Source organism: Aeromonas sp. R4-2 (assembly GCF_040908295.1).
Taxonomy (GTDB): Bacteria; Pseudomonadota; Gammaproteobacteria; order Enterobacterales; family Aeromonadaceae; genus Aeromonas; species Aeromonas veronii.
On the sequence record NZ_JBFODL010000025.1, the window covers coordinates 239,188 to 263,325 of the forward strand.

At 60.1% G+C, this 24,138-nt stretch carries 23 protein-coding genes; 13 read left to right on the forward strand and 10 right to left on the reverse strand.

Annotated elements, in window-relative coordinates:
* The first annotated feature begins 121 nt into the window (after nt 1–121).
* The 7 genes from hemA (at nt 122) to AB5Y99_RS20640 (ending at nt 7,307) form a co-directional block, all read left to right on the forward strand.
* The gene (gene hemA / locus AB5Y99_RS20610; RefSeq protein ID WP_368210758.1) at nt 122–1,381 is read left to right on the forward strand and encodes a glutamyl-tRNA reductase; all 1,260 of its coding nucleotides are present in this window, start codon (nt 122–124) and stop codon (nt 1,379–1,381) included.
* A 51-nt stretch (nt 1,382–1,432) separates the two neighbouring features.
* The gene (gene prfA, locus AB5Y99_RS20615) at nt 1,433–2,521 is read left to right on the forward strand and encodes a peptide chain release factor 1 (RefSeq protein ID WP_058055666.1); all 1,089 of its coding nucleotides are present in this window, start codon (nt 1,433–1,435) and stop codon (nt 2,519–2,521) included.
* A gap of 61 nt (nt 2,522–2,582) precedes the next feature.
* On the forward strand, nt 2,583–3,434 hold the full coding sequence (prmC, locus tag AB5Y99_RS20620; RefSeq protein ID WP_058055667.1) for a peptide chain release factor N(5)-glutamine methyltransferase: 852 nt from the start codon (nt 2,583–2,585) through the stop codon (nt 3,432–3,434).
* Nucleotides 3,435–3,490: 56 nt separating this feature from the next.
* Nucleotides 3,491–3,874: a SirB2 family protein gene (locus AB5Y99_RS20625; RefSeq protein ID WP_368210760.1), complete on the forward strand. Its 384-nt coding sequence runs from the start codon at nt 3,491–3,493 to the stop codon at nt 3,872–3,874.
* 12 nt (nt 3,875–3,886) lie between these two features.
* Nucleotides 3,887–4,687 (forward strand): SirB1 family protein, encoded by an 801-nt coding sequence (locus AB5Y99_RS20630; protein WP_005362204.1) that lies wholly within the window; start codon nt 3,887–3,889, stop codon nt 4,685–4,687.
* A 183-nt stretch (nt 4,688–4,870) separates the two neighbouring features.
* The gene (gene kdsA / locus AB5Y99_RS20635) at nt 4,871–5,725 is read left to right on the forward strand and encodes a 3-deoxy-8-phosphooctulonate synthase (protein ID WP_005334937.1); all 855 of its coding nucleotides are present in this window, start codon (nt 4,871–4,873) and stop codon (nt 5,723–5,725) included.
* 301 nt (nt 5,726–6,026) lie between these two features.
* Complete coding sequence (locus AB5Y99_RS20640) at nt 6,027–7,307, forward strand: dicarboxylate/amino acid:cation symporter (RefSeq protein ID WP_058059198.1); 1,281 nt, start codon at nt 6,027–6,029, stop codon at nt 7,305–7,307.
* Nucleotides 7,308–7,424: 117 nt separating this feature from the next.
* On the opposite strand, the gene grcA is transcribed toward AB5Y99_RS20640, so the two are convergent.
* Nucleotides 7,425–7,805 carry an autonomous glycyl radical cofactor GrcA gene (gene grcA, locus AB5Y99_RS20645; RefSeq protein WP_005334936.1) on the reverse strand — a complete coding sequence of 127 codons (381 nt, stop codon included), beginning with the start codon at nt 7,803–7,805 and terminating at the stop codon, nt 7,425–7,427.
* A gap of 370 nt (nt 7,806–8,175) precedes the next feature.
* On the opposite strand from grcA, the gene AB5Y99_RS20650 reads away from it, so the two are divergent.
* The 3 genes from AB5Y99_RS20650 to AB5Y99_RS20660 all read left to right on the forward strand — a co-directional run bounded on the left by AB5Y99_RS20650 (nt 8,176) and on the right by AB5Y99_RS20660 (nt 10,285).
* Nucleotides 8,176–8,916 carry a substrate-binding periplasmic protein gene (locus AB5Y99_RS20650; protein WP_368210761.1) on the forward strand — a complete coding sequence of 247 codons (741 nt, stop codon included), beginning with the start codon at nt 8,176–8,178 and terminating at the stop codon, nt 8,914–8,916.
* Nucleotides 8,917–8,985: 69 nt separating this feature from the next.
* Nucleotides 8,986–9,663, forward strand: a complete 678-nt coding sequence (gene ung / locus AB5Y99_RS20655; RefSeq protein WP_005353881.1) for a uracil-DNA glycosylase — start codon at nt 8,986–8,988, stop codon at nt 9,661–9,663.
* A 70-nt stretch (nt 9,664–9,733) separates the two neighbouring features.
* Nucleotides 9,734–10,285: a hemerythrin domain-containing protein gene (locus AB5Y99_RS20660; RefSeq protein WP_005362195.1), complete on the forward strand. Its 552-nt coding sequence runs from the start codon at nt 9,734–9,736 to the stop codon at nt 10,283–10,285.
* A gap of 100 nt (nt 10,286–10,385) precedes the next feature.
* Here the strand turns inward: AB5Y99_RS20660 and ygjK are convergent, their stop codons facing one another.
* The 4 genes from ygjK to AB5Y99_RS20680 all read right to left on the reverse strand — a co-directional run bounded on the left by ygjK (nt 10,386) and on the right by AB5Y99_RS20680 (nt 15,863).
* Entirely contained in the window at nt 10,386–12,866 is a 2,481-nt protein-coding gene (gene ygjK, locus AB5Y99_RS20665) for an alpha-glucosidase (protein ID WP_368210763.1), read from the reverse strand.
* Nucleotides 12,867–13,061: 195 nt separating this feature from the next.
* The gene (locus AB5Y99_RS20670; RefSeq protein ID WP_368210765.1) at nt 13,062–13,862 is read right to left on the reverse strand and encodes a helix-turn-helix transcriptional regulator; all 801 of its coding nucleotides are present in this window, start codon (nt 13,860–13,862) and stop codon (nt 13,062–13,064) included.
* A gap of 11 nt (nt 13,863–13,873) precedes the next feature.
* Nucleotides 13,874–14,410, reverse strand: a complete 537-nt coding sequence (locus AB5Y99_RS20675) for a YbhB/YbcL family Raf kinase inhibitor-like protein (RefSeq protein ID WP_005353872.1) — start codon at nt 14,408–14,410, stop codon at nt 13,874–13,876.
* 196 nt (nt 14,411–14,606) lie between these two features.
* Nucleotides 14,607–15,863, reverse strand: a complete 1,257-nt coding sequence (locus AB5Y99_RS20680; protein ID WP_368210767.1) for an adenylosuccinate synthetase — start codon at nt 15,861–15,863, stop codon at nt 14,607–14,609.
* Between the two features lie 170 nt (nt 15,864–16,033).
* Between AB5Y99_RS20680 and AB5Y99_RS20685 the strand changes: the two genes are divergently transcribed.
* The gene (locus AB5Y99_RS20685; protein ID WP_005353868.1) at nt 16,034–16,948 is read left to right on the forward strand and encodes a LysR family transcriptional regulator; all 915 of its coding nucleotides are present in this window, start codon (nt 16,034–16,036) and stop codon (nt 16,946–16,948) included.
* 102 nt (nt 16,949–17,050) lie between these two features.
* Here the strand turns inward: AB5Y99_RS20685 and AB5Y99_RS20690 are convergent, their stop codons facing one another.
* Nucleotides 17,051–18,409, reverse strand: a complete 1,359-nt coding sequence (locus AB5Y99_RS20690) for a TAXI family TRAP transporter solute-binding subunit (RefSeq protein WP_368210768.1) — start codon at nt 18,407–18,409, stop codon at nt 17,051–17,053.
* A gap of 80 nt (nt 18,410–18,489) precedes the next feature.
* Complete coding sequence (locus AB5Y99_RS20695; RefSeq protein WP_201946223.1) at nt 18,490–19,635, reverse strand: MalY/PatB family protein; 1,146 nt, start codon at nt 19,633–19,635, stop codon at nt 18,490–18,492.
* A 181-nt stretch (nt 19,636–19,816) separates the two neighbouring features.
* Between AB5Y99_RS20695 and AB5Y99_RS20700 the strand changes: the two genes are divergently transcribed.
* Nucleotides 19,817–20,989, forward strand: coding sequence for an MFS transporter (locus tag AB5Y99_RS20700; protein ID WP_201946216.1), 1,173 nt, complete (start codon nt 19,817–19,819; stop codon nt 20,987–20,989).
* 14 nt (nt 20,990–21,003) lie between these two features.
* On the opposite strand, the gene AB5Y99_RS20705 is transcribed toward AB5Y99_RS20700, so the two are convergent.
* From AB5Y99_RS20705 to AB5Y99_RS20715, 3 genes are all read right to left on the reverse strand, one after another.
* On the reverse strand, nt 21,004–21,918 hold the full coding sequence (locus tag AB5Y99_RS20705; RefSeq protein WP_139410724.1) for a LysR family transcriptional regulator: 915 nt from the start codon (nt 21,916–21,918) through the stop codon (nt 21,004–21,006).
* Nucleotides 21,919–22,045: 127 nt separating this feature from the next.
* Nucleotides 22,046–22,801, reverse strand: coding sequence for a YciK family oxidoreductase (locus AB5Y99_RS20710; RefSeq protein ID WP_005334909.1), 756 nt, complete (start codon nt 22,799–22,801; stop codon nt 22,046–22,048).
* Nucleotides 22,802–22,812: 11 nt separating this feature from the next.
* Nucleotides 22,813–23,010 (reverse strand): hypothetical protein, encoded by a 198-nt coding sequence (locus AB5Y99_RS20715; protein WP_136501365.1) that lies wholly within the window; start codon nt 23,008–23,010, stop codon nt 22,813–22,815.
* A 13-nt stretch (nt 23,011–23,023) separates the two neighbouring features.
* On the opposite strand from AB5Y99_RS20715, the gene sohB reads away from it, so the two are divergent.
* Nucleotides 23,024–24,031, forward strand: coding sequence for a protease SohB (gene sohB / locus AB5Y99_RS20720; protein WP_103250804.1), 1,008 nt, complete (start codon nt 23,024–23,026; stop codon nt 24,029–24,031).
* The last annotated feature ends 107 nt before the right edge of the window (nt 24,032–24,138 follow it).

Below are 24,138 nucleotides of genomic sequence, written 5' to 3' on the forward strand. Positions count from 1 at the left end.
GGCTCCAGAGAGAGGAATTTGCCACAGTATACGGGGCGGCCGTATTGCTTTTAAAGACTTACCCTTTCTCGTACAATTGGCAGCCTTTGCACCCAGCGTATGAAATGATCGTCGCCCACTCATGAGTTTGCTTGCCCTCGGAATCAACCACAACACCGCCAGTGTCGCCTTGCGGGAACGGGTCGCCTTTGGCCCGGACTGCATCGATCGCGCCTTGCGTGAGCTGGTGAGCCAACCCGGTGTCAGCGAGGCGGTGATCGTCTCCACCTGCAACCGGACCGAACTCTATTGCAATCTGGAGGAGGAGCGGCAGGAGCAAGTGCTGCGCTGGCTGCAACAGTTCCACGGGCTGGACGCGGCCGAACTGGTCACTGCCATCTATCAGCATCACGATGAAGAGGCGGTGCGCCACCTGATGCGGGTGGCGTGCGGGCTCGACTCGCTGGTGTTGGGGGAGCCGCAGATCCTGGGGCAGATCAAGCAATCCTATGCCCACGCCCAGCAGGCGGAGTCGTTGAAGGGGGCGCTGGAGCGGTTGTTCCAGAAATCCTTCTCGGTGGCGAAAAGAGTGCGCACAGATACCGAGATTGGCGCCAGTGCCGTGTCGGTGGCGTTTGCCGCCGTCAGCCTGGGTCGGAGGATCTTCTCCGATCTCTCCCAGACCAAGGTATTGCTGGTCGGGGCGGGGGAGACCATCGAACTGGTGGCCCGTCATCTGCGCGAGCAGAACGTCACCAAGATGATGGTGGCGAACCGCACCCTGCAGCGCGCCCAGACTCTGGCAGCCGAATTCGGCGCCCAGGTGATGACGCTCGAAGAGATCCCCGACTATCTGCACGAAGCGGATATTGTCATCAGCTCGACCGCGAGCCCGCTGCCCATCATCGGCAAGGGGATGGTGGAGCGAGCGCTGAAGGCCCGCCGCTTCAAACCCATGTTTCTGGTGGATATTGCCGTGCCGCGCGACATCGAAGCCGAAGTCGATGAGCTCTCCGATGCCTATCTCTACACGGTGGATGATTTGCAGGGGATCATCGAGCAGAACCTCGAAACCCGTAAACGGGCTGCCGCACAGGCGGAATTGATCGTGCAGGAAGAGCGGGACGAGTTTATGGGGTGGTATCGCGGCCAGAGCTCGGTCGACCTCATTCGCGATTACCGCCATCAGTCACAGCAAGTGGCTGATGAAGAGTTGCAACGGGCCCTGCTGGCATTGGCGCAGGGCGAGAGTGCCGAACAGGCGCTCAAGGCGATGGCCCATCGCCTCACCAACAAATTGATCCACGCGCCGACCCAGGCGTTGCGCCAGGCTGCCTCCCAGGGGGATCAGAGCGAGCTCTCCCGCTTGCGGCAGGCGCTGGGGTTGTCACAAGAGCCATAATTTTCGGGCAACCTGCCGGTTGTCCCGTCCTCCATTGAGAATGCAAGAGTTATGAATCCGTCACTGATCAGAAAGCTGGAAGGCCTCATCGAGCGCCACGAAGAAGTACAGGCCATGCTCGGCGAGCCAGACGTGGTCTCGGATCAGGATCGCTACCGCGCCCTGACCCGCGAATATGCCCAGCTGGAAGATATCGTTCACGCCTTCCAGCGTTACCGTCAGGCTCAGGATGATCTGGAGACCACCCAGATGATGCTGGAGGAGGATGATGCCGACCTGCGCGAGATGGCGCAGGAGGAGCTGCCGCTGGCCAAGGCCAATCTGGAGGCACTGGAGCAGGAGCTGCAACTGATGTTGCTGCCCAAGGATCCCAAGGATGACAATAACTGCTATCTGGAGATCCGCGCCGGTGCCGGTGGCGACGAAGCGGCCATCTTTGCCGGTGACTTGTTCCGCATGTATTCACGGTTTGCCGAGCGTCAGGGCTGGCGCGTCTCCATCGTCAGCTGCAATGACGGTGAGTACGGTGGCTACAAGGAGGTGATCGCCAAGATCGACGGCGAGCGCGTCTATGGCCGCCTCAAGTTTGAATCCGGTGGTCACCGGGTACAGCGGGTGCCGGAGACCGAATCTCAGGGCCGGGTGCACACCTCCGCCTGTACCGTCGCCGTGTTGCCGGAAGTGCCGGAAGCCGAGCAGATCGAGATCAACCCTTCCGATCTGAAGATCGACACCTTCCGCGCCTCCGGTGCCGGCGGTCAGCACGTCAACAAGACCGACTCGGCCATTCGCATCACCCACCTGCCGACCGGTCTGGTGGTGGAGTGCCAGGACGAGCGCTCCCAGCACAAGAACCGCGCCAAGGCGATGTCGGTGCTCTCCGCCCGCCTGCAAGCGGCCGAGGATGAGCGCCACCGCGCCGCCGAGCAGAGCACCCGCCGCAATCTGGTGGGCTCCGGCGATCGCTCCGAGCGCATCCGTACCTACAACTACCCGCAGGGCCGCCTCTCCGAGCACCGCATCAACCTGACCCTCTATCGCCTCTCCGAAATTTTGGAAGGGGATCTGGACTGCGTTATCACGCCGCTGGTGCAGGAGTATCAGGCCGACCAGCTCGCCTCGCTGGCCGAGAGCAATTGATGCAAATGCAGAACCGGCAAGCTCGCATTCAGACGTGCCTGATTAAGGTGGGACGGTACTGATGCAGATCCAGCAGGCTCGTGCCCATATCATGACCGTACTGGCTGAGGGGGAGTCCCCTCGCGCCGATGCCGATGTGCTGCTCTGTCATTTGCTTGACTGCCGGCGCAGCTATCTGATGACCTGGCCCGAGCGCGAACTGGATGCCGCCCAGCAGGCCACCCTGCAGACGTGGCTGGCCCGTCGTCTCAACGGCGAGCCCATCGCCCATCTCGTTGGCGAGCGGGAGTTCTGGTCGCTGCCGCTGAAAGTGAGCCCGGCGACCCTGATCCCGCGCCCTGATACCGAGGTGCTGGTGGAGCAGGCGCTGGCGAAGATCCCGCAAGGGCCCTGCGCCGTGCTGGATCTCGGCACCGGCACCGGCGCCATCGCGCTGGCGCTCAAGTCCGAGCGGCCCGAGGTCGATGTGTGGGCGGTGGATCGGATGGCCGATGCCGCGGCTCTGGCCCGCGAGAACAGCGCCGCACTGGGGTTACCCATCGAGGTGCGCGACGGCAGCTGGTTCGAGCCCCTTGGCGAGCCGGATCACGACGAAACGCCACGATTTGCGGTGATTGTCTCCAATCCCCCCTATATTGATGGCGCCGATCCCCATCTCGAGCAGGGTGACGTGCGCTTTGAACCCCGCTCGGCGCTGGTTGCCGATGACGCCGGGCTGGCCGATATCCGCCACATCGTGGCCCATGCTCCCGCTTATCTGTTGCTTGACGGCTGGTTGCTGCTGGAGCATGGCTGGGATCAGGGGAAGGCGGTGCGTCAGTTGCTGCGCGATGGCGGTTACCGCGAGGTAGCCACTGTGCGCGATTACGGGGATAACGACAGGGTGACGCTGGGCCTCTGCCCGCTGCGCTGACGGTTCCTCACTGTTACACGGCGGGTTGCCTGTGCGCCCCCATGCAAGGATTGAATATGGTTTTTGTGCTCAAACACCTGCACCTCGCCCTGATTGCCGGGGCCGTGCTGATGTTTATGCTCCGCTTCTACTGGGTACAGACCGCCACTGGCCGAGCCTATAGCGCGCCGGTGATGAAGGTCAGCGGCTGGCTCAACGGTCTGGTGGTGCTCTCCGGCGTATTGCTCTGCATGGTGCTGGATCTCAACCCGCTCAATAACGTAACGCCCTGGCTCAGCGAGAAGCTGATGGCCATTCTGGTGCTGGTATTTCTGGCGGCGATGGCGCTGCGGCTGGCCAAAAGCAATCTGGTGCGCTGGTGCTCCTTTCTGGGGGCGCTCGGCTGGATCTACTTTATTGCCAAGTTGGCAGTGCTCAAACAGACGAGTGTGTTCGGCTAAGGCATGAAGAGAATGTTACACATAGACGAATGGACCGATTTCGAAGCCCACGACATCACCGAGCTGGCGTTGTCAGTCAGTGACGAAATTTATGGCTCGGTCGAGGAGGGGATCCGCGAGTTGAACCTGCTGGACGAGTGGCTGGACGAGCAGATTGAAGAGGGCACCTGCGACGAGGTGCGCCAGCAGTTGCTGCAGGGCTTCTACCACAGCCTCGGTTTTCATGGCGACTGGCAGGATTATTTCTCTGCCAACAACTGCGATCTCAATCAGGTGCTGGTTCAGCGCAAGGGGATCCCGGTCAGCCTCGGCATTCTCATTATCCAGCTGGGGCGCAAGCTTGGGCTCGATGTGGAGGGGATCTGCTTCCCCGGCCACTTCCTGGTGAGCTTTGCCGGTGGCGAGGGGGAGGTCTATGTCGACCCCTTTACCGGCGACGAGCTGAGTCTGGCCCGCATCGAGCTGCTGCTGCGCGGTGCGCTGGGGGACTTGGCGACCCTGACCCCCGACTATCTGCAGCCCTCTGGCCAGTGGGAGATCATCGAACGGCTGCTCAACGTCAGCAAGGGTGCCCTGCTGCGGGAAGATCGCATGCCCGAGGCGCTGCGTTGCAGCGAGCTGTTGCTGCGGATGAAGCCCGGCGATCCGCTGGAGACGCGGGATCGCGGCTTTATCTACGAGCAGCTCGACTGCCCGCGTCAGGCCGCCGACGATTTTGAATATTTTATTGAACAATGCCCGGACGATCCGGTGGCCGATGTGCTGAAAGTGCAGCTGGCCGCGCTGGATCTGAGCCCCAAGCCCCTCCATTAAGAGCGGCTTGAAACTGAAACAGAAGAATATCAAGGCCGCTGCGTCCGGTCGCAACGGAGTAACTTGGCTTCAGGCCCTTTTATTAAGGATGTCTTGGAGTTGAAACAGAAGAATATCAAGGCCGCAGCGCTCGGCTGCAACGGAGTAACTTGGCTTCAGGCCCCTTCATTAAGGAAGTCTTAGATGGAACAGAAGAATATCAAGATCAACCAGATCGACGTTGCCAACGACAAACCGTTCGTGCTGTTTGGCGGCATGAACGTGCTGGAATCCCGCGATATGGCGATGGCTGTGTGCGAGAAGTACGTGGAAGTGACCAGTAAGCTGGGCATCCCGTTTGTCTTCAAGGCGAGCTGGGACAAGGCCAACCGCTCCTCCATCCACTCCTACCGCGGTCCGGGTCTGGAAGAGGGGATGAAGATTTTCCAGGAGCTGAAAGCGACCTTCGGCATGCCGGTCATCTCCGATCTGCACGAACCCCATCAGGCCAAGCCGGTCGCCGAGGTGGTTGACGTTATCCAGCTGCCCGCTTTCCTGGCGCGCCAGACTGATCTGGTGGAAGCCATGGCCCGCACCGGCAACGTTATCAACATCAAGAAGCCGCAGTTCCTCAGCCCAAGCCAGATGAAGAACATCACCGACAAGTTCGAGGAGTGCGGCAACGACCAGCTGATCCTGTGCGAGCGCGGTGCCAACTTCGGCTACGACAACCTGGTGGTGGACATGTTGGGTCTGGGCGTGATGAAGAAGAGCACCGGTGGCTATCCGGTGATCTTTGACGTGACCCACTCCCTGCAGTGCCGTGATCCGCTGGGTGCCGCCTCCGGAGGCCGTCGCGAGCAGGTGACCGAGTTGGCACGCGCCGGTATGGCAGTCGGTCTGGCCGGTCTCTTTATCGAATCCCACCCGGATCCGAAAATTGCCCGCTGCGATGGCCCGAGTGCCCTGCCGCTGGAGAAGCTGGAAGGCTTCCTCAAACAGATGAAGGCTATCGATGACCTGATCAAGGGCTTCGAACCCCTCGATACTTCGGCCTGATCCCGACGCTGTCATGCCTGATGAAAATGCCCCGCAATGCGGGGTATTTTTATATCTGCCATATTTAGTTGAAGACTCAAATTAATCTGCGAGCAAACAATTGTTGGTTGCTGTGGTGTTAATGGTGTTAATTTTGTTGTGTGATTAATGTCTCTTAATTGTTTTTTATTACATGTAAAGTGGTCCCCGTAGTAATGCAGAAACAGCATGGATCGGGTGAGGTACGCAGATATCTCGTCCGGCTATCTGCATGTTTATTGCTGCCATAACAATGTGCAATTAAATTAACAGGACGTTAATAATGCGAAAGAAACTATTTAGCAGCCTCTATTTTCAGGTATTGCTCGCGATTACCCTCGGGGTATTTCTGGGGCATGTCTATCCGGAACTGGGCGCCGATATGAAGCCCCTCGGTGATGGCTTCGTCAAATTGATCAAGATGATCATCGCCCCCGTTATTTTCTGTACCGTGGTTACCGGCATTGCCGGGATGGAGAGTATGAAGGCGGTCGGCAAGACCGGCGCCATTGCTCTGCTCTACTTCGAGGTGGTCAGCACCATCGCCTTGATCATCGGGCTGTGTGTGGTCAACCTGCTGCAACCGGGTGCCGGTATGAACGTCGATCCGGCTGCGCTGGATGCCAGCGCCATCTCCGCCTATGCGGAGCAGGCCAAGTCCCAGGGCATTATCGCCTTTTTGCTGGATATTATTCCGGGCAGTGTGATCGGTGCCTTTGCCAGCGGTAATATCTTGCAGGTGTTACTGTTTGCGGTGCTGTTCGGCTTCTCCCTGCATCATATCGGTGAAAAGGGACAGATTATTTTCGGCGTCATCGACAGTTTCTCCAAAGTCATATTTGGCATTATCAATATGATAATGAGACTGGCGCCGGTCGGTGCATTCGGGGCAATGGCATTTACCATCGGCAAATATGGAGTAGGTTCACTGGTACAGCTGGGCCAGCTTATTGCCTGCTTCTATCTCACCTGCCTCTTCTTTATCTTCATTGTGCTGGGCAGCATCGCCAAAGCCTCAGGCTTCAGCATCCTGCGTTTCATCTCCTACATTCGTGAGGAGTTGCTGATCGTGCTGGGGACCTCCTCTTCCGAGTCGGTACTGCCGCGGATGCTGGACAAGATGGAGAAGCTGGGTTGCCAGAAATCGGTGGTGGGGCTGGTCATTCCGACCGGGTACTCCTTTAACCTGGATGGCACCTCCATCTATCTGACCATGGCGGCGATTTTTATCGCCCAGGCTACCAATACGCCGCTGGATCTGTTCCAACAGATCACCCTGCTGGTGGTACTGCTGATCTCCTCGAAAGGGGCGGCGGGGGTGACTGGTAGTGGCTTTATCGTGCTGGCAGCGACCATTTCGGCGGTGGGCCATCTGCCACTGGCTGGTTTGGCGCTGATCCTGGGGATCGACCGCTTTATGTCCGAAGCGCGTGCGTTGACCAACCTGATCGGTAACGGGGTTGCCACCGTGGTGGTCGCCAAATACTGCAAGCAGCTGGACGAGAAGAAAATGGATGCAGTGCTCGGCGGCAAGGTCGGGCAACTGGAAGCGGACAGGGCGTAAGCGCTGTTTCCCCCCGCACGGCCGCGTTGGCTGGTGCGGGGGCAATAAAAAAACGGCCGATTGGCCGTTTTTTTGTGCCGATACAGCGAGTATCAGCTCTTCACTGCAGGGCGCTGATTACAGGCTCTGGGTGAAAGTACGGGTAACCACGTCACGCTGCTGTTCCGGGGTCAGGGCGTTGAAACGCACTGCGTAGCCAGATACACGGATGGTCAGCTGCGGGTACTTCTCCGGGTTTTCGATAGCATCTTCCAGAGTTTCGCGACGCAGCACGTTGACGTTCAGGTGCTGGCCACCTTCAACAGCAGGCTCAGCCTGAACCGGCAGTTCGCGGTATTCGAACTGGCCCAGGTCAGCCAGTTGCACTTCTTGATCGGCAGCGAAAGCATCGCCTTTGACGCAGATGCAGCGAGCTTGTTGCTTCTCTTCGTCCAGCAGCCAGAAAGAGTTCAGCAGAGCGGTGTTGGCGGCCTGGGTGATTTGAATGCCTTTGATCATGGTATGACTCCTCAATGGGAACGCGAATCCAACTGTAAGGAAATTACCCTGATGTATTTAAGCTACCGTCGATGGCGATGACTTAAAGGGCCCTTGCCTTACACCTTTTCTTTGATGGGGTCATATATACCACGGTGGTAATATTACCAAAATTGATCTAGATCAAGAAAATCCGACAAAGCGCCATTTCAATGGGATTAAATTCTTGAGTTGAATCAAAAATAGGTCATTTTTCTGATTTTGTAAGATATCCAAATTATGCATCTTTTATCTCGTTAATCTAGTAATTTAACTACATCCTTTTCGGCTTTTTTCTGAGGTTAATTGAGGGGTTGGCTACACTCAGCAAAAAAAGCGAGGAGAGTGCCGGGTGAATAATGGGTGGCGAAAGTGGGCATGGCTGGCCCTGTTCTGTTGCTGGGCAAGCAGTGTTGCGGTACGGGCCGAGACGGTGCGTATTGCCGTGGGCGAGTGGCCGCCCTATATCAGTGAGTCGTTGCCCAATCAGGGCTTTCTCTGTGAGGTGGTGCGCCAGGCCTTTGCCGAAGAGGGGCTCGATGTCAGCTTTCACTTCTATTCCTGGGCCGAGGCTTACCGACTGACTCTGGAGGGGCGCTATGTGGTCACCATGCCCTGGTTTCGCTCCCGTGAGCGGGAGCAGCTTTTCTATCTCTCCGCCTCGCTCGGCCATTTCACCACTCGCCTGATGACGCTGACCGGTACGCCCGCGGTCAATCTGGGTGAGCTGAAACACGAGTCGGTCGGGGTGACCCGTGGCTACTTCTATGGCGATGGTTTTGCCGCCCGCCAAGCCGGGCTCACCCTAGAGTGGTCAGATTCCGATGAGGAGAGCATGGGCAAGCTGCTTGACGGGCGGATCCACTATCTGGTGATGGATGAGCAGGTGGCACAGACTCTGTTCCAGCAGGCGCTCGTTCGTCATCCCCAATCGCTGTCACTGACCGGTGCCGCCGACCCCATCTGGTCGCAACCGGGATACTTGCTGATGCGCAAGGCCGATCCCGAGGCGCGCCGTCTGATGCTGCTGTTCAATACCGGCCTGCGCAAGCTGGAGCGCTCGGGGCGGCTCGCCAGGCTCTGGAAAGCGTGAGCCACGGTTGCGTCTTGCGGGCTGGCCCCCTATCCTGAGCCCTTCGCCGTATCAAGTGAGGAGGCTGGGGTGCTGACCTGGAGTGATGTGATTGGCTCTGAGAAAGAGCAGGACTATTTCAAGAGTACGCTGGCAACTGTCAGAGCCGAGCGGGAAGCGGGCAAGGTGATCTACCCGCCAGCTACCGATGTGTTCAATGCCTTCAAGCTGACCGAGCTGGATCAGGTCAAGGTGGTGATCCTGGGGCAGGATCCCTACCACGGCCCCAATCAGGCGCACGGTCTCTGCTTCTCCGTACTGCCCGGCGTGCGTACGCCCCCCTCACTGGTCAACATCTATAAAGAGATGCAGCGTGACCTGCCAGGTTTCGTCACACCCAATCACGGCTTTCTCGAATCTTGGGCCAAACAGGGGGTCCTGCTGCTCAACACCGTGCTGACGGTGCAGGCCGGTCAGGCTCACTCGCACGCCCATCTGGGATGGGAGACCTTTACCGATCGGGTCATCGAGCAGATCAATGCCAGTTGTCAGGGGGTGGTGTTCCTGCTGTGGGGCGCCCACGCCCAGAAGAAGGGACGTTTCATCGACCGCCAGCGCCACTATGTGCTGACCGCGCCGCACCCGAGCCCCCTCTCTGCCCACCGAGGTTTCATCGGTTGCGGTCACTTTAGCGAGACCAATCGCTTGCTGGAACAACAGGGCAAGAGTCCGATAGAGTGGAAATCTGTCTGCATCCCACTTGATTGAGTGCAAAGTTCGGGCGACAAATGACCGTATACTCAGGGACATAAGATTAATTCAGAGCCAAGGAGTGCCCATGTTATCCAGTCTGCACAAGGACCATCTCAACATCGCCCGACTTTTGGAGCTGCTCAAGCACAAGCTGGCAGCCATCCGTGCCGAAGAGCCCATCAGCTATTTTCTGGTGCGCGATGTCATCGACTACCTGCGGGAGGTCTCTGACAAGTACCACCATCCCAAGGAAGACCTCATCTATGACTACTACCTGAAATATCGGGTGGTGGAGGGTGAGGTCGCCAACCGCCTGCAGGAGGAGCACGTCAAGCTGCTGGAGGCCGGGGCCGATCTCAAGGAGATGGTGGAGATGATCCTGATGGATGCGGTGATCCCCCTCGATCAGTTCACCACCAAGCTGGAGCGCTTCGTGGAACTGCAAGAGGCGCACATGAACTACGAAGAGGGGGTGATCTTCCCCCATTTGCGTGACTCCCTGACCGAGGATGACTGGCGTCATCTTGAGCAAAACTGGCAAAATCGCGCCATTGGCGACCCCCTGTTCGGGGCTGAGGTGAGCCAGCACTTCCAGGCACTGGCCAAACGCCTCTCTTTGCCGCTCACGAACGGCTAAGACGAGCCCGTATCCGCAGCGTGGCAGGTATTGTGTGAGTGCAACTTGAGTGAAAACAGAAAGGCCTCCATCCGGAGGCCTTTTGCATGGTGGAGCAAGCTTACGCCTGTGATTTCAGGAAGTTGCGATAGAGCATATAGAGGTGGGCCGAGCTCCAGCTGAAGTTGCTGGCCCCCTGCATGGCGCCGGTCTCCGGATTGTAGTTTTCGCGGATGGGGCCGCTGCCCGCCAGTCCTTCGGCATTGTTGAACAGCTTGTTGACCAGTGCCTCGGCATCGCTGCGGTAGCCGTAGTTTTCGAGCCCCTTCACCCCGAAGTAGAACTGATCGAGCCATACCCGGCCGCGCCAGTAGATATTGGGGTCGTAGGCCGGGTTGGTGAGTGCGGCTGTGCCCAGCGGGATCCTGGTGTTGAACTCCTGGGCGTTGAGCATGACCTCACGCACCCGCGCCGCTTTCTCCTTGTCGGCGACCTCTGCCCAGAGCGGGCTCCACCCTTCCGGGCCACGACCGCGAGCGGTCAGCAATTTGCCGACGCAGCCGTTGCCGTCAGCGACATCCCCCTGAGCAATCTGGCGATCGTAATAGAAGCCTGACGCCTCATCGAACATGCAACTGTTGATGTAACCAGCCAGCTGGGTCGCGCCATCGCGGTAGCGGCTCGCGTCGTCCGGCTTGCCAAGCAGGTCGGCCATGTCGGCCAGAATGCGTTTCTCCTTGGCGAGGAAAGCGTTGAGCTCCACTGACTCCTGATCGATGGAGAAACCGATCAAATCGCCATTGTCCTGATGGTTTTCAAAGAAGGCGACGTTCCAGTCCTGACGTGCCTTTGCCAAATCTCCGCCATAGGTCTTGTCGGCATAGCGTTGCAGTTGGCCCGGTTCGATAAAGCCGAAGCGAGCGGCGTTGTCCATGCCTGACTCCCAACCGGCGCCGTGCTGGGCACCGATATCCATGTCGCTGTACCCGCCCACGTTCAACACCTGTTGATAGAGCGGCATACCGGCGCAGGCATACCAGCCATCCCCCTCACTGGTACAGCTGGAGAGATCCAGCCCGGCGGGAATACCGTTGGAGTACTGCACCTTGAAGGTGATATTGCCGTACTCGTCATTGTGCTCCACATGCTTGGTGGCGCCATATTCGATGATGCCGTTGCGGTTGTTGTCCCGCGCGCGGTACCACCAGTCGTGGTAGGCCTGCAGCTTGGGATACATCTCGGCGATAAAGGCCTTGTCCTTGGTGGCGCTGTAGATTTCCCAGATGGCCCAGGCGGAAAGGGGCGGCTTGGTATCGCGCTCGTTCCAGTTGCCGCCATCGCCACCGCGATCCGCCTGCTTGTTGTAGAAGACGGCATCGATCACCATGCCCGCATCCTGTGGTCGCACCGGATCATCCGGCTGCACCTGATAGTCATACATGGCGCGCACGTTGTTCTTGGCTACCTCAGGGTTGAAGTGTGCCATGGCATAGGCGTGCTTCCAGCTGTCCCAGGCCCAGACGCCGTCGAACCAGCGGGCGGTATTGGAGGGGGTCACCCCGTCGTGGAGGATGGCGCCAGCCGGGGAGCGCCAGTTGCCGTTGAGGGTCTCCATCGCCTTGACGGCGATGCGACGCTCCGACTCGGGGATCCCCTGATTGGAGAGACCCTTGGCAAGGTAGCCCTCCCAGCGGCGGATGGAGTCGGCAAAATAGCTGGCCGGGTTGGCCAGCAGGGCCTGACGGCTCTGCTGATGGCGGCTGGCGTCATCTGCGGAGTGGAGATAGCTCTGCAGGGTGTAGATATCCTCGCTCCCCTTGGCGGTAAGGGTAATGCTGGCGTCGCTTTGGTAGCCCAGGGTCTTCTGGTCAAGGGTGGTGCGACTTGGCAGGGTGCGGTCGATTCGATAGCGGGCGCTGCCGCTCTGCATGATGTTCCAGGTGCTGCGCAGTTTACCGAACTGGAATTCGATTCCTTTGTCGCTCTCGCTGATGGTGCGTGTCCAGCCTGGATATTTGCTGGCAATCGTATCCTTGGCATCCCATTGATTGAGCAACTCGCCCTGCCAGTTGAGGTTGAGGGTGAGCGGTGCATCGGTCTGGTTGATGAGTCGGGTGCGGATAAGAGCGGTGCGGGCATCGCCATAACGCAGCTCCAGCTCCAGCGTAAAGGGCTCGAACTCGAAGCGTTGCACCAGTGCACCGGGAATGGCGTACACCTCCTGCTTGCGGGCGCTGGTGAGCGGGAACGGGCGGTCGCTCGCATCGCTCAGGGTGAGCTTGTCCAGCTCGCTGGCAAAGAAGAGGCTGTACTCCTCCGAGATGACCATGGGGCCGGTAAAGCCCCCCCACTCCTTGTCGCTGGCAGGCAGCAGGAAACCGTGCCATGCCCCCAGATCGAGCAGCGGGTTGTATTTGAGGTTGGAGTAGCTGTCAAAGTCGCGGAATTGGGTCGGTGTTCCCCGACGGTCGATCACGTCCTTGTACTGGATGGCCTGCTCCGGTTTGGCGACTGTGCTGCTCTCTGTCTGGTTATCGTTGCAGGCGGTCAGTCCGAACAGGGCGGTGCCGAGGGCTACCGAGAGTAAAGTTTTACGAAACATTTCTCGCTCCAATTCCGTTTATGTAGGTTAAAAGGAAGATTTTTTACGCTTTTTTTTAGTGAAAAGGTGTTCGGTAGCCATTGTATGGCAAGGGGAAAGGGAGCGTTGGCGCGAGATCACACTCTGAAGAGGCGGCAATGTGAGCGGGATCACCGGGTTACATCAGGTTACATAGAATGGTCTTTAAGTAATATTTTACTTTTCGTTGCTCGCCAATCTGGCAGGGCAGGTGTGCAGGTATTGGTGGGGCGTCAGGCCGAACTCCTGTTTGAAGCGGGCGGCAAAGCGACTGGGGGAGTCATAACCGCAGGCGAGGGCGACCTCCAGCGGGGTCAGGCCCTGTTGCAACAGGTTGAGGGCGTGGCTCATGCGTACCTGAGCCAGCAACTGGCGAAAGCTGCGACCTTCGGCGGCCAGCTTGCGCACCATGGAGGCGCGGCTCATGGAGAAGTGGGGGGCCACTGCCTCCAAGGTGTGGTCGATTCCGGGTTCCACCGCCAGGTAGCGTGCCAGCCGCTCTGCGAGGGTCATGGTGCTGGCGGGAAAGAGTAACCCGAGGGCGTTGGCTGCCCGCAGCTCGGCATAGAAGCTGCGCAGCAGTTCGGCCTGGGTTGCCTCGCTCAGTCCCCGTTCGGCCATGGTGCTGATGAGTTCAAAGCAGAAGGTGAGCCCGGGGGTGACCTTGACGGCGGGTTCCTCCAAATCGGCGTGGGAAGGGGCTGACTCGGCCAGCCACTCCGGCGGTGGTGGAGTGAGCAGCGTGATGGCGTGGGAGCGAAATTTGCCCTGCTCCGGCTGATTGACGAAGGTGAGCTGGTGGCCTGCCGGGATCAGCAGCCACAGCTCCCTGTCAAACGACAGACGTCGCTCGCGCCACCACAGTTGCTTGCTCCCCTGGGTGACCCAGATGAGGGTCGGGGCGTAGATGAGCACCCGGTGCAGGGGCTGCTGGCGGATCCCGAGATAGTGGCTCTGTTGCAGCAGGGGAGTGCTCATCCGGTTGGCTCCTAGGGGGTGACGAAGGTGGCGGTCAGGGTGGCTTTGCCAAGCGCCATGCTGTTAAGCATGTAGCCTACCATAGCCGGCGGGGTATCAGCCTTCACCTCGAGATCATGGGGCAGGGCCCAGGCGGTGAACTGATAGCGGTGCATGCCGTGACCAGCGGGCGGGCAGGGGCCGCCATAACCCTGGCTGCCAAAGTCGGTGCGGATCTCCAATCCCTGCTTGAGCTTGCCTGAGGCATTGCTGGCCAGCTCGCTCTGGGTGGCAGGCAGGTTAACCACCAGCCAGTGCCACCAACCGCTGCCGGTAGGGGCATCGGGGTCATAGGCGGTGATGGCAACGCTTTTGGTGCCAGCCGGCAGATCCTGCCAGCTCAGCTGGGGCGAGTGGTTGTCGCCGCTGCAGCCAAAGCCGTTGAAGCTGAACTGTTTGTCCATCAACTGGCCTTCGTGAATATCCGTGCTCTTCAGGGTCATGGCAAAGGCTGGCATGGCCGTCAGGCAGAGCAGTGGCAACAGGGCACTCTGTTTGAGCAATTTCATCGGGTGACTCCTCGTGTGGTAACGGGTTCACTTTAGCGAGAGCAGGGCAGAATTATATTGCAGAACGGCTCAATGTTAGCTCGGTTGGTGAGTTAATTGAGCCTTTTGGTGGTTTTATGGCAAGAAGGTAAACGGCAGCCATAAAAAAACCGGCATCAGGGATGCCGGTTTTTTGTTTGACGATGAGAAATGCGGCTTAGCGCAGGATCATCTCGTCACGGCCCGGGCCGACGGAAACCATCGGAACTGGTACGCCGAGCAGCTCTTCGATACGCAGCACGTACTGCTGGGCAGCGCGCGGCAGCTCTTCGAAGGTGCGGCAGCCGGTGATGTCTTCGCTCCAGCTTTCCATCTGCTCGTAAACCGGCTTCAGGGCTGCGGTTTGCGGCCAAATCGGGTTCTCGGTGTGGGCACCTTCGTAGGCCACGCAGATCTTCAGATCCGGCAGACCGGTCAGGCAGTCCAGCTTGGTCAGGGCCACTTCGGTGGCGGCTTGCAGCTCGACACCGTTCTTGGTGGCGACAGCATCGAAGTAGCCGACATCACGAGGACGGCCGGTGGTGGCACCGAACTCGTTGGTGATCTTGCGGAACTCGTCCTGGTTCTCCATGGCGGTCAGCAGGGTGCCGGTACCGACAGAGGAGCTGAATGCCTTGGCCACAGCGATGACGCGCTCCGGACGCAGTGCCGGCAGACCGCCACCGATACCGGCGTAGGCGCCAGATACGTGGGAGGAGGTGACCCAGGGGTATTCACCGTAGATCAGGTCACGGCCAGCGCCCAGCTGCGCTTCGAACAGCAGGGTCTTGCCTTCCGCCTGCAGCGCTTTGAGCGGCATGCTGACGTTGCACACGGCGTCGATCCAGGGGGCAGAGACTTCCAGCAGCCAGTCGGCCATCTCCTGGGCAGTCTGGGTGAATTCGAAGGAGGGGTAGATAGCCTTCATCTGCGGCAGTTTCCAGTCCAGCATGAACTGGATGCGCTCGACCAGCACGTCCGGCTGTTTCAGCCAGCCGACCAGGATCGCTTTTTTCATGACGCGATCGCCGTAGGCAGGAGCGATGCCCTGACGGGTGGAGCCATAGGCGCCGTCACCCAGACGTTGCTCTTCCAGGGTATCTTCCAGTGCGTGCAGCGGCAGGCAGAGGGTTGCGCGGTCAGAGATGGCCAGCTTCGGAGTCACGCCGGAGGCTTTGACTTCCTCGAGCTCGACGGTCAGTTTCTCGGGGCTGATCACCATGCCCGGGCCGAGGACAACCAGGCAATCCGGGTTGAATACGCCACTCGGAACCTGGTGCAGCTTGAAGGTGCCAAGGTCGTTGACCACGGTGTGGCCAGCGTTGTTGCCGCCCTGGAAGCGAATGCTGGCGCCAGCTTGGCCTGCCAGATAATCCACGATGCGGCCTTTGCCTTCATCACCCCAGTTAGCACCTACGACTACGATAGACGACATGACTCTTTCTCCTAAGACGTTAGGCGTCCATCCTAGGAGCCTGATGCGGATTAGAAAAATTAATTATCTTTATAATTCCGATAAGAGAACCATATAATTATGGCCAATTAAGCGGCAAACTGCTCGATTTTGCCTGGTAAGCCCCGCACATCGCGGGTTGAGGGACTCTTATGCTGGATATTCACTGGCTGCAAACCTTTGTCACTCTGGCCCGATTGCAACATTTTGGTCAGACCGCCACCGAACTGCACATGACTCAGCCCAATGTCAGCCTGCATATCAAACGGCTGGAGCAGGCGACCCGGGTGCGGCTGATCGAGCGCAGCCCGTTTCGCCTGACGCAGGCGGGGGAGCGGCTGCTGCAAAGCGCCGAGCGCACCATTGCCGAGTTGCAGCTCTGCCAGTCCGATCTCAATGCCCTCAACCAGCTCAGCCAGGGGACGCTGGCCATCGCCGCCAGCGACATCATCTCCCGCCTGCTGCTGATCCAGCCGTTCCAGCGCTTCAAGCGGGAGTTCCCCGGCATCGACCTCACTCTGTTCAACACCACTTCGGATCAGGCGGCCGAGCTGGTCAAGGCGGGCAAGGCGGATCTGGGTTTTGTCATGGCGCAAAAGCGCAGCGAGCCGCTCTTCTATACCGAGCTGCAACAGGTGACCTGGTGCGCGCTGGGGCACGGCCTTGCCCGCTGGCAGGCACGGGCGGTGGCGGGGGAGAGCGACCCCCTCGACGAGCCGACCCTGATCCTGCTCGGTCACGACACCCGCACCCGGGCGCTGATCGACCCGTCCCTGCCGCTGCTGGCCTTGCCTCCCTGCCGCATCATGGAGGTAGGCAGCGTGGACGCCCAGCTCGATTGGGCCGAGGCGGGCTTTGGTGTCGCCATCGTGCCGGACTTCTCCCTGCATCCGCGCCTCAACCTCACCGCGCCGGTCACCAGCCTCGGCGACTTTCCCGGTACCAGTCTGGGCTACGTGGTGCGCCAGAATCAGGTGTTGTCGCGGGCCATCAAGCAGTTGCTGCACTGGGTAGAGGAGGAGATCCAGAAGCCCAACCCCTATCTGACCCGAGTGATGGAGCCGTAGAGACGGCAAGGTGAACAGGCCAATCGACTTCGCCACTATCGAGCGCATATCAACAATCAGGGCAGCCGAAGCTGCCCTGATGCATTTGTGGGCGCTGACCATTCAGGGTTGTAGCGGTGTGGCTGCGCTGGTGGCAGGCTGGGTTGCCTGCTCTTGCTGCGAAGTTGCCGCAGAGGCGCTTTGCGGCAACTGAGTCGAAACGGCAGCTGATGGTGCTGGCGCAGTTGACGCTGCGGCCGAAGGGGCCACGCTCCCACCCTCGGTGGTTGGCGCAGTGAGCTCGGGGGTGACCTCGAGCGCCTCTTCGGGTAAGGGATTAACCTCTGTGGCTTCTGTCGCCACTGCGGCACTGCTGGTGGCGGTCGCGTCGGAGGGCGCCTCAATGGGCGTTGTCGTCCCGTCGGCGGCACTCACCTGCTCTGTCGTGGGCACCGCTTCCGAGGTCGATGGTGCTGGTGTTAACGGCTCCGGCGTCAGCTGTTCCGCGGTTAACTGCTCGGGGGTCAGTGACAAGGGAGCTGGCGGTTGATCCGACATTCCCGCATGGAGGGGCAGCTCGGTTTGCGCCTGCAACTGCTCGGGAGTCACCTTGCTAAGGGCGGGATGCAGCCGACTGAACTGTTTGACCCGGGCCAGCAGGGTATCGCGCACGGTACGGACGATGGGGTCCGGCAGGCTGGCCAGCGCCACCAGTTCGGCACTCATACCGATATTGTTGATGGCGGTGGTCTGCCCCGGATAGAGGTTGGCGGCGATGCGGCTGCGCTGGTAGTAGGGGTGTTGTTTGAGCAGCGTGTCGATCTGCTCCCCTTCGATGGGAATAAGGCGCACCTTGCAGCGGCTGATCAGATCGCCGACCGCCAGACTGGGGTGACCGGCAACCACAAACGCGGCATCCAGCGAGCCATCGCACAGCCCTTCCAGCGGTTCGCTGTCCGACTTGAGTTGATAGGCAGCAAACTGCCCGGGTTGCCATCCCATGGCTGCCATCAGGGCCTGGCTGGTGATCTGCTCACCGGCTCCGTTGTTGCCCGGATAGACCCGCTTCCCTTCGATATCTGCCAGGGTGGTGATGCCGCTATTGGGGGCGGCCAGCAGGGTCAGCGACTCCTGATAGAGGCGAAACAGGCTGCGCAGCTCATTGTTGGCCCCCTGCCCGCTGAAGGGGCCGGTGCCGTGCAGGGCGTGGTGCAACACATCGGACTGCACCAGCGCCAGCTGTACGTCCCCCTTGTCGAGTGCCTTGAGGTTGGCCATCGAGCCACGGGTGCTCTGCACGGTGCAGCTGTCCCCATGCAGGGCATGGCCGGCATTGAGCACCCGACAGATGGCGCCACCGGTCGGGTAGTAGACCCCATTGAGCGGGCCCGTTCCGATAGTCAGCGCCTGGCTGCCAAAGGGGAGCAGCGCAGAGAGTGCACAGAGTGGGAGCAGAAGGTGATGCAAGATCCGTAGAGACATAATTGACCGTTACTGAGTTGACCGCTGGCTGATGACACAGTGAAAAAGGGATGGGGCTTGCCCATCCCGTTGCTGGCTGATCAGGGCTTGCTGTGGTTGAGGATTGCCCGCTCCATCCGCGCCAGCGCGTCGGTCAGTCGTGCCCTGGTGCAGCCGAAGTTGAGCCGCACGAACTGGCCGTCGCCAAACTGGGCGCCGGGGGAGAGACCAACCCCTGCCTGCTCGAAGAAGGCGATGGGATCGGCAAGGCCAAGGGCGCTCACATCAATCCAGGCCAGATACGTCGCCTGATGACTGGCCAGCTTGACGCCGGGCCAGCGGGCCACCGCCTGCTGGATCAGCGCCAGATTGGCCGCCAGATAGTCGAGCTGCTCGGTCAGCCACTGTTCGCCACCCTCATAGGCCGCTTCGGCGGCGATAAAGCCCAGCAGGTTGACGTCGGCGCTGATGCCGCGCATCGCCTGTTGCAGCCTGAAGCGCAGACGGGGGTTGGGGATAATGGCGAAGGAGCAGCAGAGACCGGCGATATTGAAGGTCTTGCTCGGGGCCATCATCACCGCGCAGCGCTCGGCTGCTTGTGCACTGATGGCGCCGTAGGGAATGTGGCGGGCATTCTTATCCAGCAGCAGATCGCAGTGGATTTCATCGGAGCAGATCACCAGATTGTGGCGCGCAGCGATGGCATCGATGGCCAGCAGCTCGTCACGGGTGAAGATGGTGCCGCCCGGGTTGTGGGGGTTGCAGAGCAGCAGCAGATCTGCGGCGGGGGCCTGACGCTCAAGCTCTGCCAGATCCAGCACCCAGCGACCGGCTTCTTCAATCATCGGCACGGTGAGCAGGGGACGATCATTGAAGCCCGGTGCCTGCAGGAAGGGGTAGTAGACCGGCTTGGGGGTGATGATACCGCGGCCATGCTGGCTCCACGCCTTGCAGGCAAGGTTGAGCCCCGGCACCACGCCGGGCAGGAACACCAGCCATTCGGGCTCGATGGCCCAGCCATAGCGGGTCGCCATCCGTTCGATAATGAGTTCGATCAGGCGCGGCGAGGGGCGTGAATAGCCGAAAATGCCGTGGGCGACCCGTTTGGTCAACGCCTCAATCACGGACGGGGGGGAGACAAAGTCGGTATCGGCAACCCACATGGGCAGCACATCCTGACCCTTGTACTTGTCCCATTTCAGGCTCATGGTGCCACTGCGGTCTACTTCCTGATCAAAATCAAACATGCGAACTCCTTGTGCTGGCAGGATGGGCTTTCACTCTACGGGGTCGCGGCCTCCCTCGCAAGGCGCACACCTGCTTATGCATCCTTGAGCCCGCTCTTGATAGTGACATAAGATAGGCGCCGAATTTTCATACGGCTGCCGCCCGTTAGCCCGTATCGTCCCTCCAACCAGTGGTAACCCTATGAGCTTGTCGATAGCGACGGTCAAACGCCCGGACCCCGTCTCTCTTTCATTTCTTGCCGTGACCTTTATGACCGGCGTCGCGGTGGCACTGCAGGTGCCTACCTTAAGTCTGTTTCTGGCCGAAGAGGTGCAGGTGCGCCCCTTTCTGGTCGGGCTCTTCTATACCATCAATGCGGTGGTGGGCATTCTGGTCAGCCAATGGCTGGGCCACCGCTCCGACAACAAGGGGGATCGCAAGCGACTGATCCTGCGCTGCTGCTTTGCCGGGGTGGCGCTCTCCTTGCTGTTTGCCTGGAACCGCAACTACTGGCTGCTGGCGAGTCTGGGGGTGATGCTGGCGGCGCTGGCGGCCACAGCCAGCCCCCAGTTGTTTGCGCTGGCGCGGGAGTATTCCGACAGCCGCAACCGGCGGGCGGATATGTTCAGCTCGGTGATGCGGGCTCAGTTTTCGCTGGCCTGGGTCATAGGCCCGCCCATCGCCTTCGCGCTGGCCATCGGCTACGGTTTCGAGTTGATGTACCTGGCCTCGGCACTGGCCTACCTGCTCTGCGCTCTGGTGGTGTGGCGCTGGCTCCCCTCTCTCCCTTTGCCCAAGATGGTTGAAGAGACAGAGCGGGTCAGCAGCTGGCGGGATCCGGCGGTGCGGGCGCTCTTTATCGCCTCCACCCTGATGTGGACCTGCAACAGCATGTACCTCATCAATATGCCGCTCTACATCACCCGCGAGCTCGGGATGGATGAGAAGCTTGCCGGTATCCTGATGGGCACGGCGGCGGCGCTGGAGATCCCCTTCATGCTGCTGGCGGGTTATTACACTGCCCGTTTTGGCAAGCGCCCCATGATGTTGCTGGCGGTGCTCGCTGGCGCGGCCTTTTACACAGGTCTGGTGACCCTCACCGATCAATACGCCCTGATCGCCTTGCAGCTGTTCAACGCCATCTTCATTGGTATCGTGGCGGGGATCGGCATGTCTTATTTTCAGGATCTGATGCCGGGGCGGGCCGGGGTAGCGACCACCCTGTTTGCCAACAGCATCCGCACCGGCTCCATCATGGCGGGGGCCATCGCCGGTGTGGTGGCGGAGGTGTGGAGTTTCCACGGGGTCTTTATGGTGGCGTTGGGATTGGCACTGGTAGCACTGGCCGCCAGCTGGCGGGTGCCCAACGTCTGACTGGGGACTGGCTGTTATTTGTCGTGCTGGGGCTGGGCGTGCGGGAGCGGCGCTGATTCGCCCTGATATTCGTTGCGCAGGCAGCGCAGCAGCAGCTCGGTCGCGGGGCCGAGAGATTCGGGGGAGAGGGTCAGCAGATAGGTGTAGAGGTGGCGCTCGTTGCCGCTTTCCAGATCCAGCTGTATGAGTGACCCTTCCGCCAGCTCCCGCTCTACCAGATGGCGCGGCAGCCAGGCATAGCCGAGGCCGAGGCGCAGCATGGCGAGCACTTCATGGTAGTGGGTCGCCTTCCAGCCGGTGTCATCCGCATCGTTCCAGTCCACCGAGCGGTGAATGGGGGGATGCAGGCTGATCTGGTTGTGGCCGGTCAGCACATCGCTGCGGATGGCCCCCTCCTCTTGCGCCAGCGGATGGCTGGCGGCGCAGAGGGGCAGCAGGCACACCTCGTCCAGCAGCAGACCGGTGCGATCGCCGGGCAGGTGCTCGGAGAGCATCAGGTCCCCCGGTTGCAGGGCGTTGAAGTGGCAGTGAATGCGTTCGTGCAGGTTGACCCGGCAACCCCGGCTGCGGGGATAGAAGCTGGCCAAGGCCCGATAGAGGCGATCCCTTGGCTGCAGCGCCGAAACATAGAGGTTGATCTGCGGCTCCCATTGCCGCTCCAGGTTGTTGGCCAGATTTTCCAGCTCTTCCACCTGTTGGCTCAGCTGACGGGCCCGCTTGAGGAAGATCTCGCCCGCCGGGGTCAGCACCGCCTTGCGGCCGCGCACCTCCAGCAAGGGCACCCCCAGACTCTGCTGCAACTTTGCAACCGCATGATTGAGGGAGGACTGGCTCTTGTTCAGCGCCTCGGCCGCCTGGGCGTAGCCGCCGCAGTCGACCACCGCCTGAAAGATCCGCCATTGCTCAAACGTGCTCTTGGGACGAAACATAGTTCAACCTGATTGGAGATAGGATGGTCAGTGGTTCGAACAGGGAGCCTGTGCCCCCTATTCAATTTAACCCCTGCCGCACAACACTCTGGGTATTTTATTGATTTATTTGGACTGAGCCGCCTGTTTATTTTGGCTGAGCCACAAAGGTCTGGCCGGTTTTGCCGCGGCTGTCCGACCCCATCAGGTAGAGGTAGAGCGGCATCAGGTCGGCCGGAGTCTTGAGGTTCATGGGATCTTCCGCCGGGAAGGCGCTGGCGCGCATCTTGGTACGGGTTCCGCCCGGGTTTAGGGTATTGACCCGCACACCTGTGTTCTCAAGCTCGTCGGCCAGCACTTCCATCATCCCCTCGATGGCAAATTTGGAGATGGCATAGGTGCCCCAGTAGGCGCGCCCCTTGCGCCCCACGCTGGAGGAGGTGTAGACGATAGATGCATCGCCCTGCGCCTTGGCAGTCTGGCGCAGCAGCGGTAGCAGCGCCTGGGTCAGCAGGAATTCCGATTTGACGTTGACCTGCATCACCTCGTCCCACTCCTTCTCCTGAATGTGTTCAAACGGAGAGAGGGTGCCAAGCAGACCGGCGTTGAACAGCACGCCATCGAGGCGGCCAAACTGCTGGGCGAAGGTTTCTGCCATGCCGCGGTAGTGGGCGGCGGTGGCCCCTTTCAGATCCACCGGCACGATGGCGGGCAGCGGATAACCGGCCGCTTCAATCTGGTCATACACGGCTTCGAGTTTGGCGCTGGTGCGGCCGAGCAGGATCACGGTTGCACCGTGAGCGGCGTAGGTGAGGGCGGCTTCGCGGCCGATCCCGTCGCCGGCACCTGTGACCAGAATGACTTTATCCTTGAGCAGATCGCGGGGTGCCTGATAATCGAGCATGACAACTCCTGTTAACAAATTCCGGCCATAAGTGCATGGCAATCGGCGCCAAGTGTACTGATCCGCGCGCCTGTTTGACCAGCCAGCGGCAAGAAAAATGTGAAGAAAATAGAGAGGTTGTGATGCTCGGGTTGGTTTTTCCTGGCACTGGCTGCGATTTTTTGCGCGCCTCCATCAAACTCCCTAGAATGTGACGAAAACCGATCCATTCTGGAGTCCATCGTGACATTTCTGACCGAATATGGCCTGTTTTTGGCCAAGACAGTGACCTTCCTGCTGGCCATCGGCGCCATCATCCTGATGATCGTCAGCACTCGCCAGCCGAAAGCGCGCAAGGGTGAGCTGGTGGTGACCGATCTCTCGAGCGAGCTGGAGCAGGGGCAGTTTGCGCTCAAGAGCGCGCTCGCCAGCAAGACCGAGCGAAAGGTGATGGAAAAGCAGCAGAAAGAGGAGCAGAAAAAACGCGCCAAGGCGGGTGATGAGCGCAGTCGCCTGTTCGTGCTCGATTTCAACGGCAGCATGGATGCCAAAGAGGTGGCCTCTCTGCGCGAAGAGGTGAGCGCGGTGATTGGCGTGGCCCAGCCCGGCGACGAGGTACTGCTGCGGCTCGAATCCGGTGGCGGCGTGGTGCATGGCTATGGCTTGGCCGCTTCCCAGTTGCAGCGACTGCGCGATCGTGACATCAAGCTCACCGTGGCTATCGACAAGGTGGCGGCGAGCGGTGGCTACATGATGGCCTGTGTGGCGGACAAGATCCTGGCTGCCCCCTTTGCCATCGTCGGCTCCATCGGGGTGATCGCCCAGATGCCGAACTTCAACAAGTTGTTGAAAAAGCACGATATCGAATTTGAGATGCACACCGCCGGCCAGTACAAGCGCACCATCACCATGTTCGGCGAGAACGACGATCTGGGGCGCGAGAAGTTTCGTGAGGAGCTGGCGGCGATCCACGAGCGCTTCAAGGCCTTTGTGGCCGAACATCGCCCGCAACTCGATATCGATCAGGTCACGACCGGTGAACACTGGCTGGCGAGTCAGGCCAAGGGGCTGGGGTTGGTGGATACCCTCTGCACCAGCGATGACTACCTGCTGGCGCAGGCCAGCCACCACAAGGTGATCGGCATCAGCTATCGCAAGCCAAAAAGCCTGACTCAGAAGCTGGGGCAGCAGGGCGCGCAGGCGTTGGAGGCAGGACTTGGGCGGCTGTGGCAGCAGAGCCCCTGGCGCTAAGCCTGGCCCTCTGGCTCTAGCCAGAGGGAAATCCCGCGATAAAAAGGCCAGCCGATGCCCATCGGCTGGCCTTTTTGCATCCGGTTGCACCTTGTTGGTGAGCGAGG

Excerpts from the sequence above, each read along its gene's own strand:
- prfA (WP_058055666.1), top strand. The coding sequence starts at position 1,433 with ATGAATCCGTCACTGATCAGAAAGCTGGAAGGCCTCATCGAGCGCCAC.
- AB5Y99_RS20685 (WP_005353868.1), top strand. The coding sequence starts at position 16,034 with ATGCTGGATATTCACTGGCTGCAAACCTTTGTCACTCTGGCCCGATTG.
- AB5Y99_RS20660 (WP_005362195.1), top strand. The coding sequence starts at position 9,734 with ATGTTATCCAGTCTGCACAAGGACCATCTCAACATCGCCCGACTTTTG.
- hemA (WP_368210758.1), top strand. The coding sequence starts at position 122 with ATGAGTTTGCTTGCCCTCGGAATCAACCACAACACCGCCAGTGTCGCC.
- AB5Y99_RS20670 (WP_368210765.1), bottom strand. The coding sequence starts at position 13,862 with ATGAGCACTCCCCTGCTGCAACAGAGCCACTATCTCGGGATCCGCCAG.
- AB5Y99_RS20630 (WP_005362204.1), top strand. The coding sequence starts at position 3,887 with ATGTTACACATAGACGAATGGACCGATTTCGAAGCCCACGACATCACC.
- ygjK (WP_368210763.1), bottom strand. The coding sequence starts at position 12,866 with ATGTTTCGTAAAACTTTACTCTCGGTAGCCCTCGGCACCGCCCTGTTC.
- AB5Y99_RS20675 (WP_005353872.1), bottom strand. The coding sequence starts at position 14,410 with ATGAAATTGCTCAAACAGAGTGCCCTGTTGCCACTGCTCTGCCTGACG.
- AB5Y99_RS20640 (WP_058059198.1), top strand. The coding sequence starts at position 6,027 with ATGCGAAAGAAACTATTTAGCAGCCTCTATTTTCAGGTATTGCTCGCG.
- AB5Y99_RS20625 (WP_368210760.1), top strand. The coding sequence starts at position 3,491 with ATGGTTTTTGTGCTCAAACACCTGCACCTCGCCCTGATTGCCGGGGCC.
- AB5Y99_RS20695 (WP_201946223.1), bottom strand. The coding sequence starts at position 19,635 with ATGTTTGATTTTGATCAGGAAGTAGACCGCAGTGGCACCATGAGCCTG.
- AB5Y99_RS20690 (WP_368210768.1), bottom strand. The coding sequence starts at position 18,409 with ATGTCTCTACGGATCTTGCATCACCTTCTGCTCCCACTCTGTGCACTC.
- AB5Y99_RS20715 (WP_136501365.1), bottom strand. The coding sequence starts at position 23,010 with ATGGATCGGTTTTCGTCACATTCTAGGGAGTTTGATGGAGGCGCGCAA.
- AB5Y99_RS20710 (WP_005334909.1), bottom strand. The coding sequence starts at position 22,801 with ATGCTCGATTATCAGGCACCCCGCGATCTGCTCAAGGATAAAGTCATT.
- prmC (WP_058055667.1), top strand. The coding sequence starts at position 2,583 with ATGCAGATCCAGCAGGCTCGTGCCCATATCATGACCGTACTGGCTGAG.
- AB5Y99_RS20705 (WP_139410724.1), bottom strand. The coding sequence starts at position 21,918 with ATGTTTCGTCCCAAGAGCACGTTTGAGCAATGGCGGATCTTTCAGGCG.
- AB5Y99_RS20680 (WP_368210767.1), bottom strand. The coding sequence starts at position 15,863 with ATGTCGTCTATCGTAGTCGTAGGTGCTAACTGGGGTGATGAAGGCAAA.
- grcA (WP_005334936.1), bottom strand. The coding sequence starts at position 7,805 with ATGATCAAAGGCATTCAAATCACCCAGGCCGCCAACACCGCTCTGCTG.
- kdsA (WP_005334937.1), top strand. The coding sequence starts at position 4,871 with ATGGAACAGAAGAATATCAAGATCAACCAGATCGACGTTGCCAACGAC.
- AB5Y99_RS20700 (WP_201946216.1), top strand. The coding sequence starts at position 19,817 with ATGAGCTTGTCGATAGCGACGGTCAAACGCCCGGACCCCGTCTCTCTT.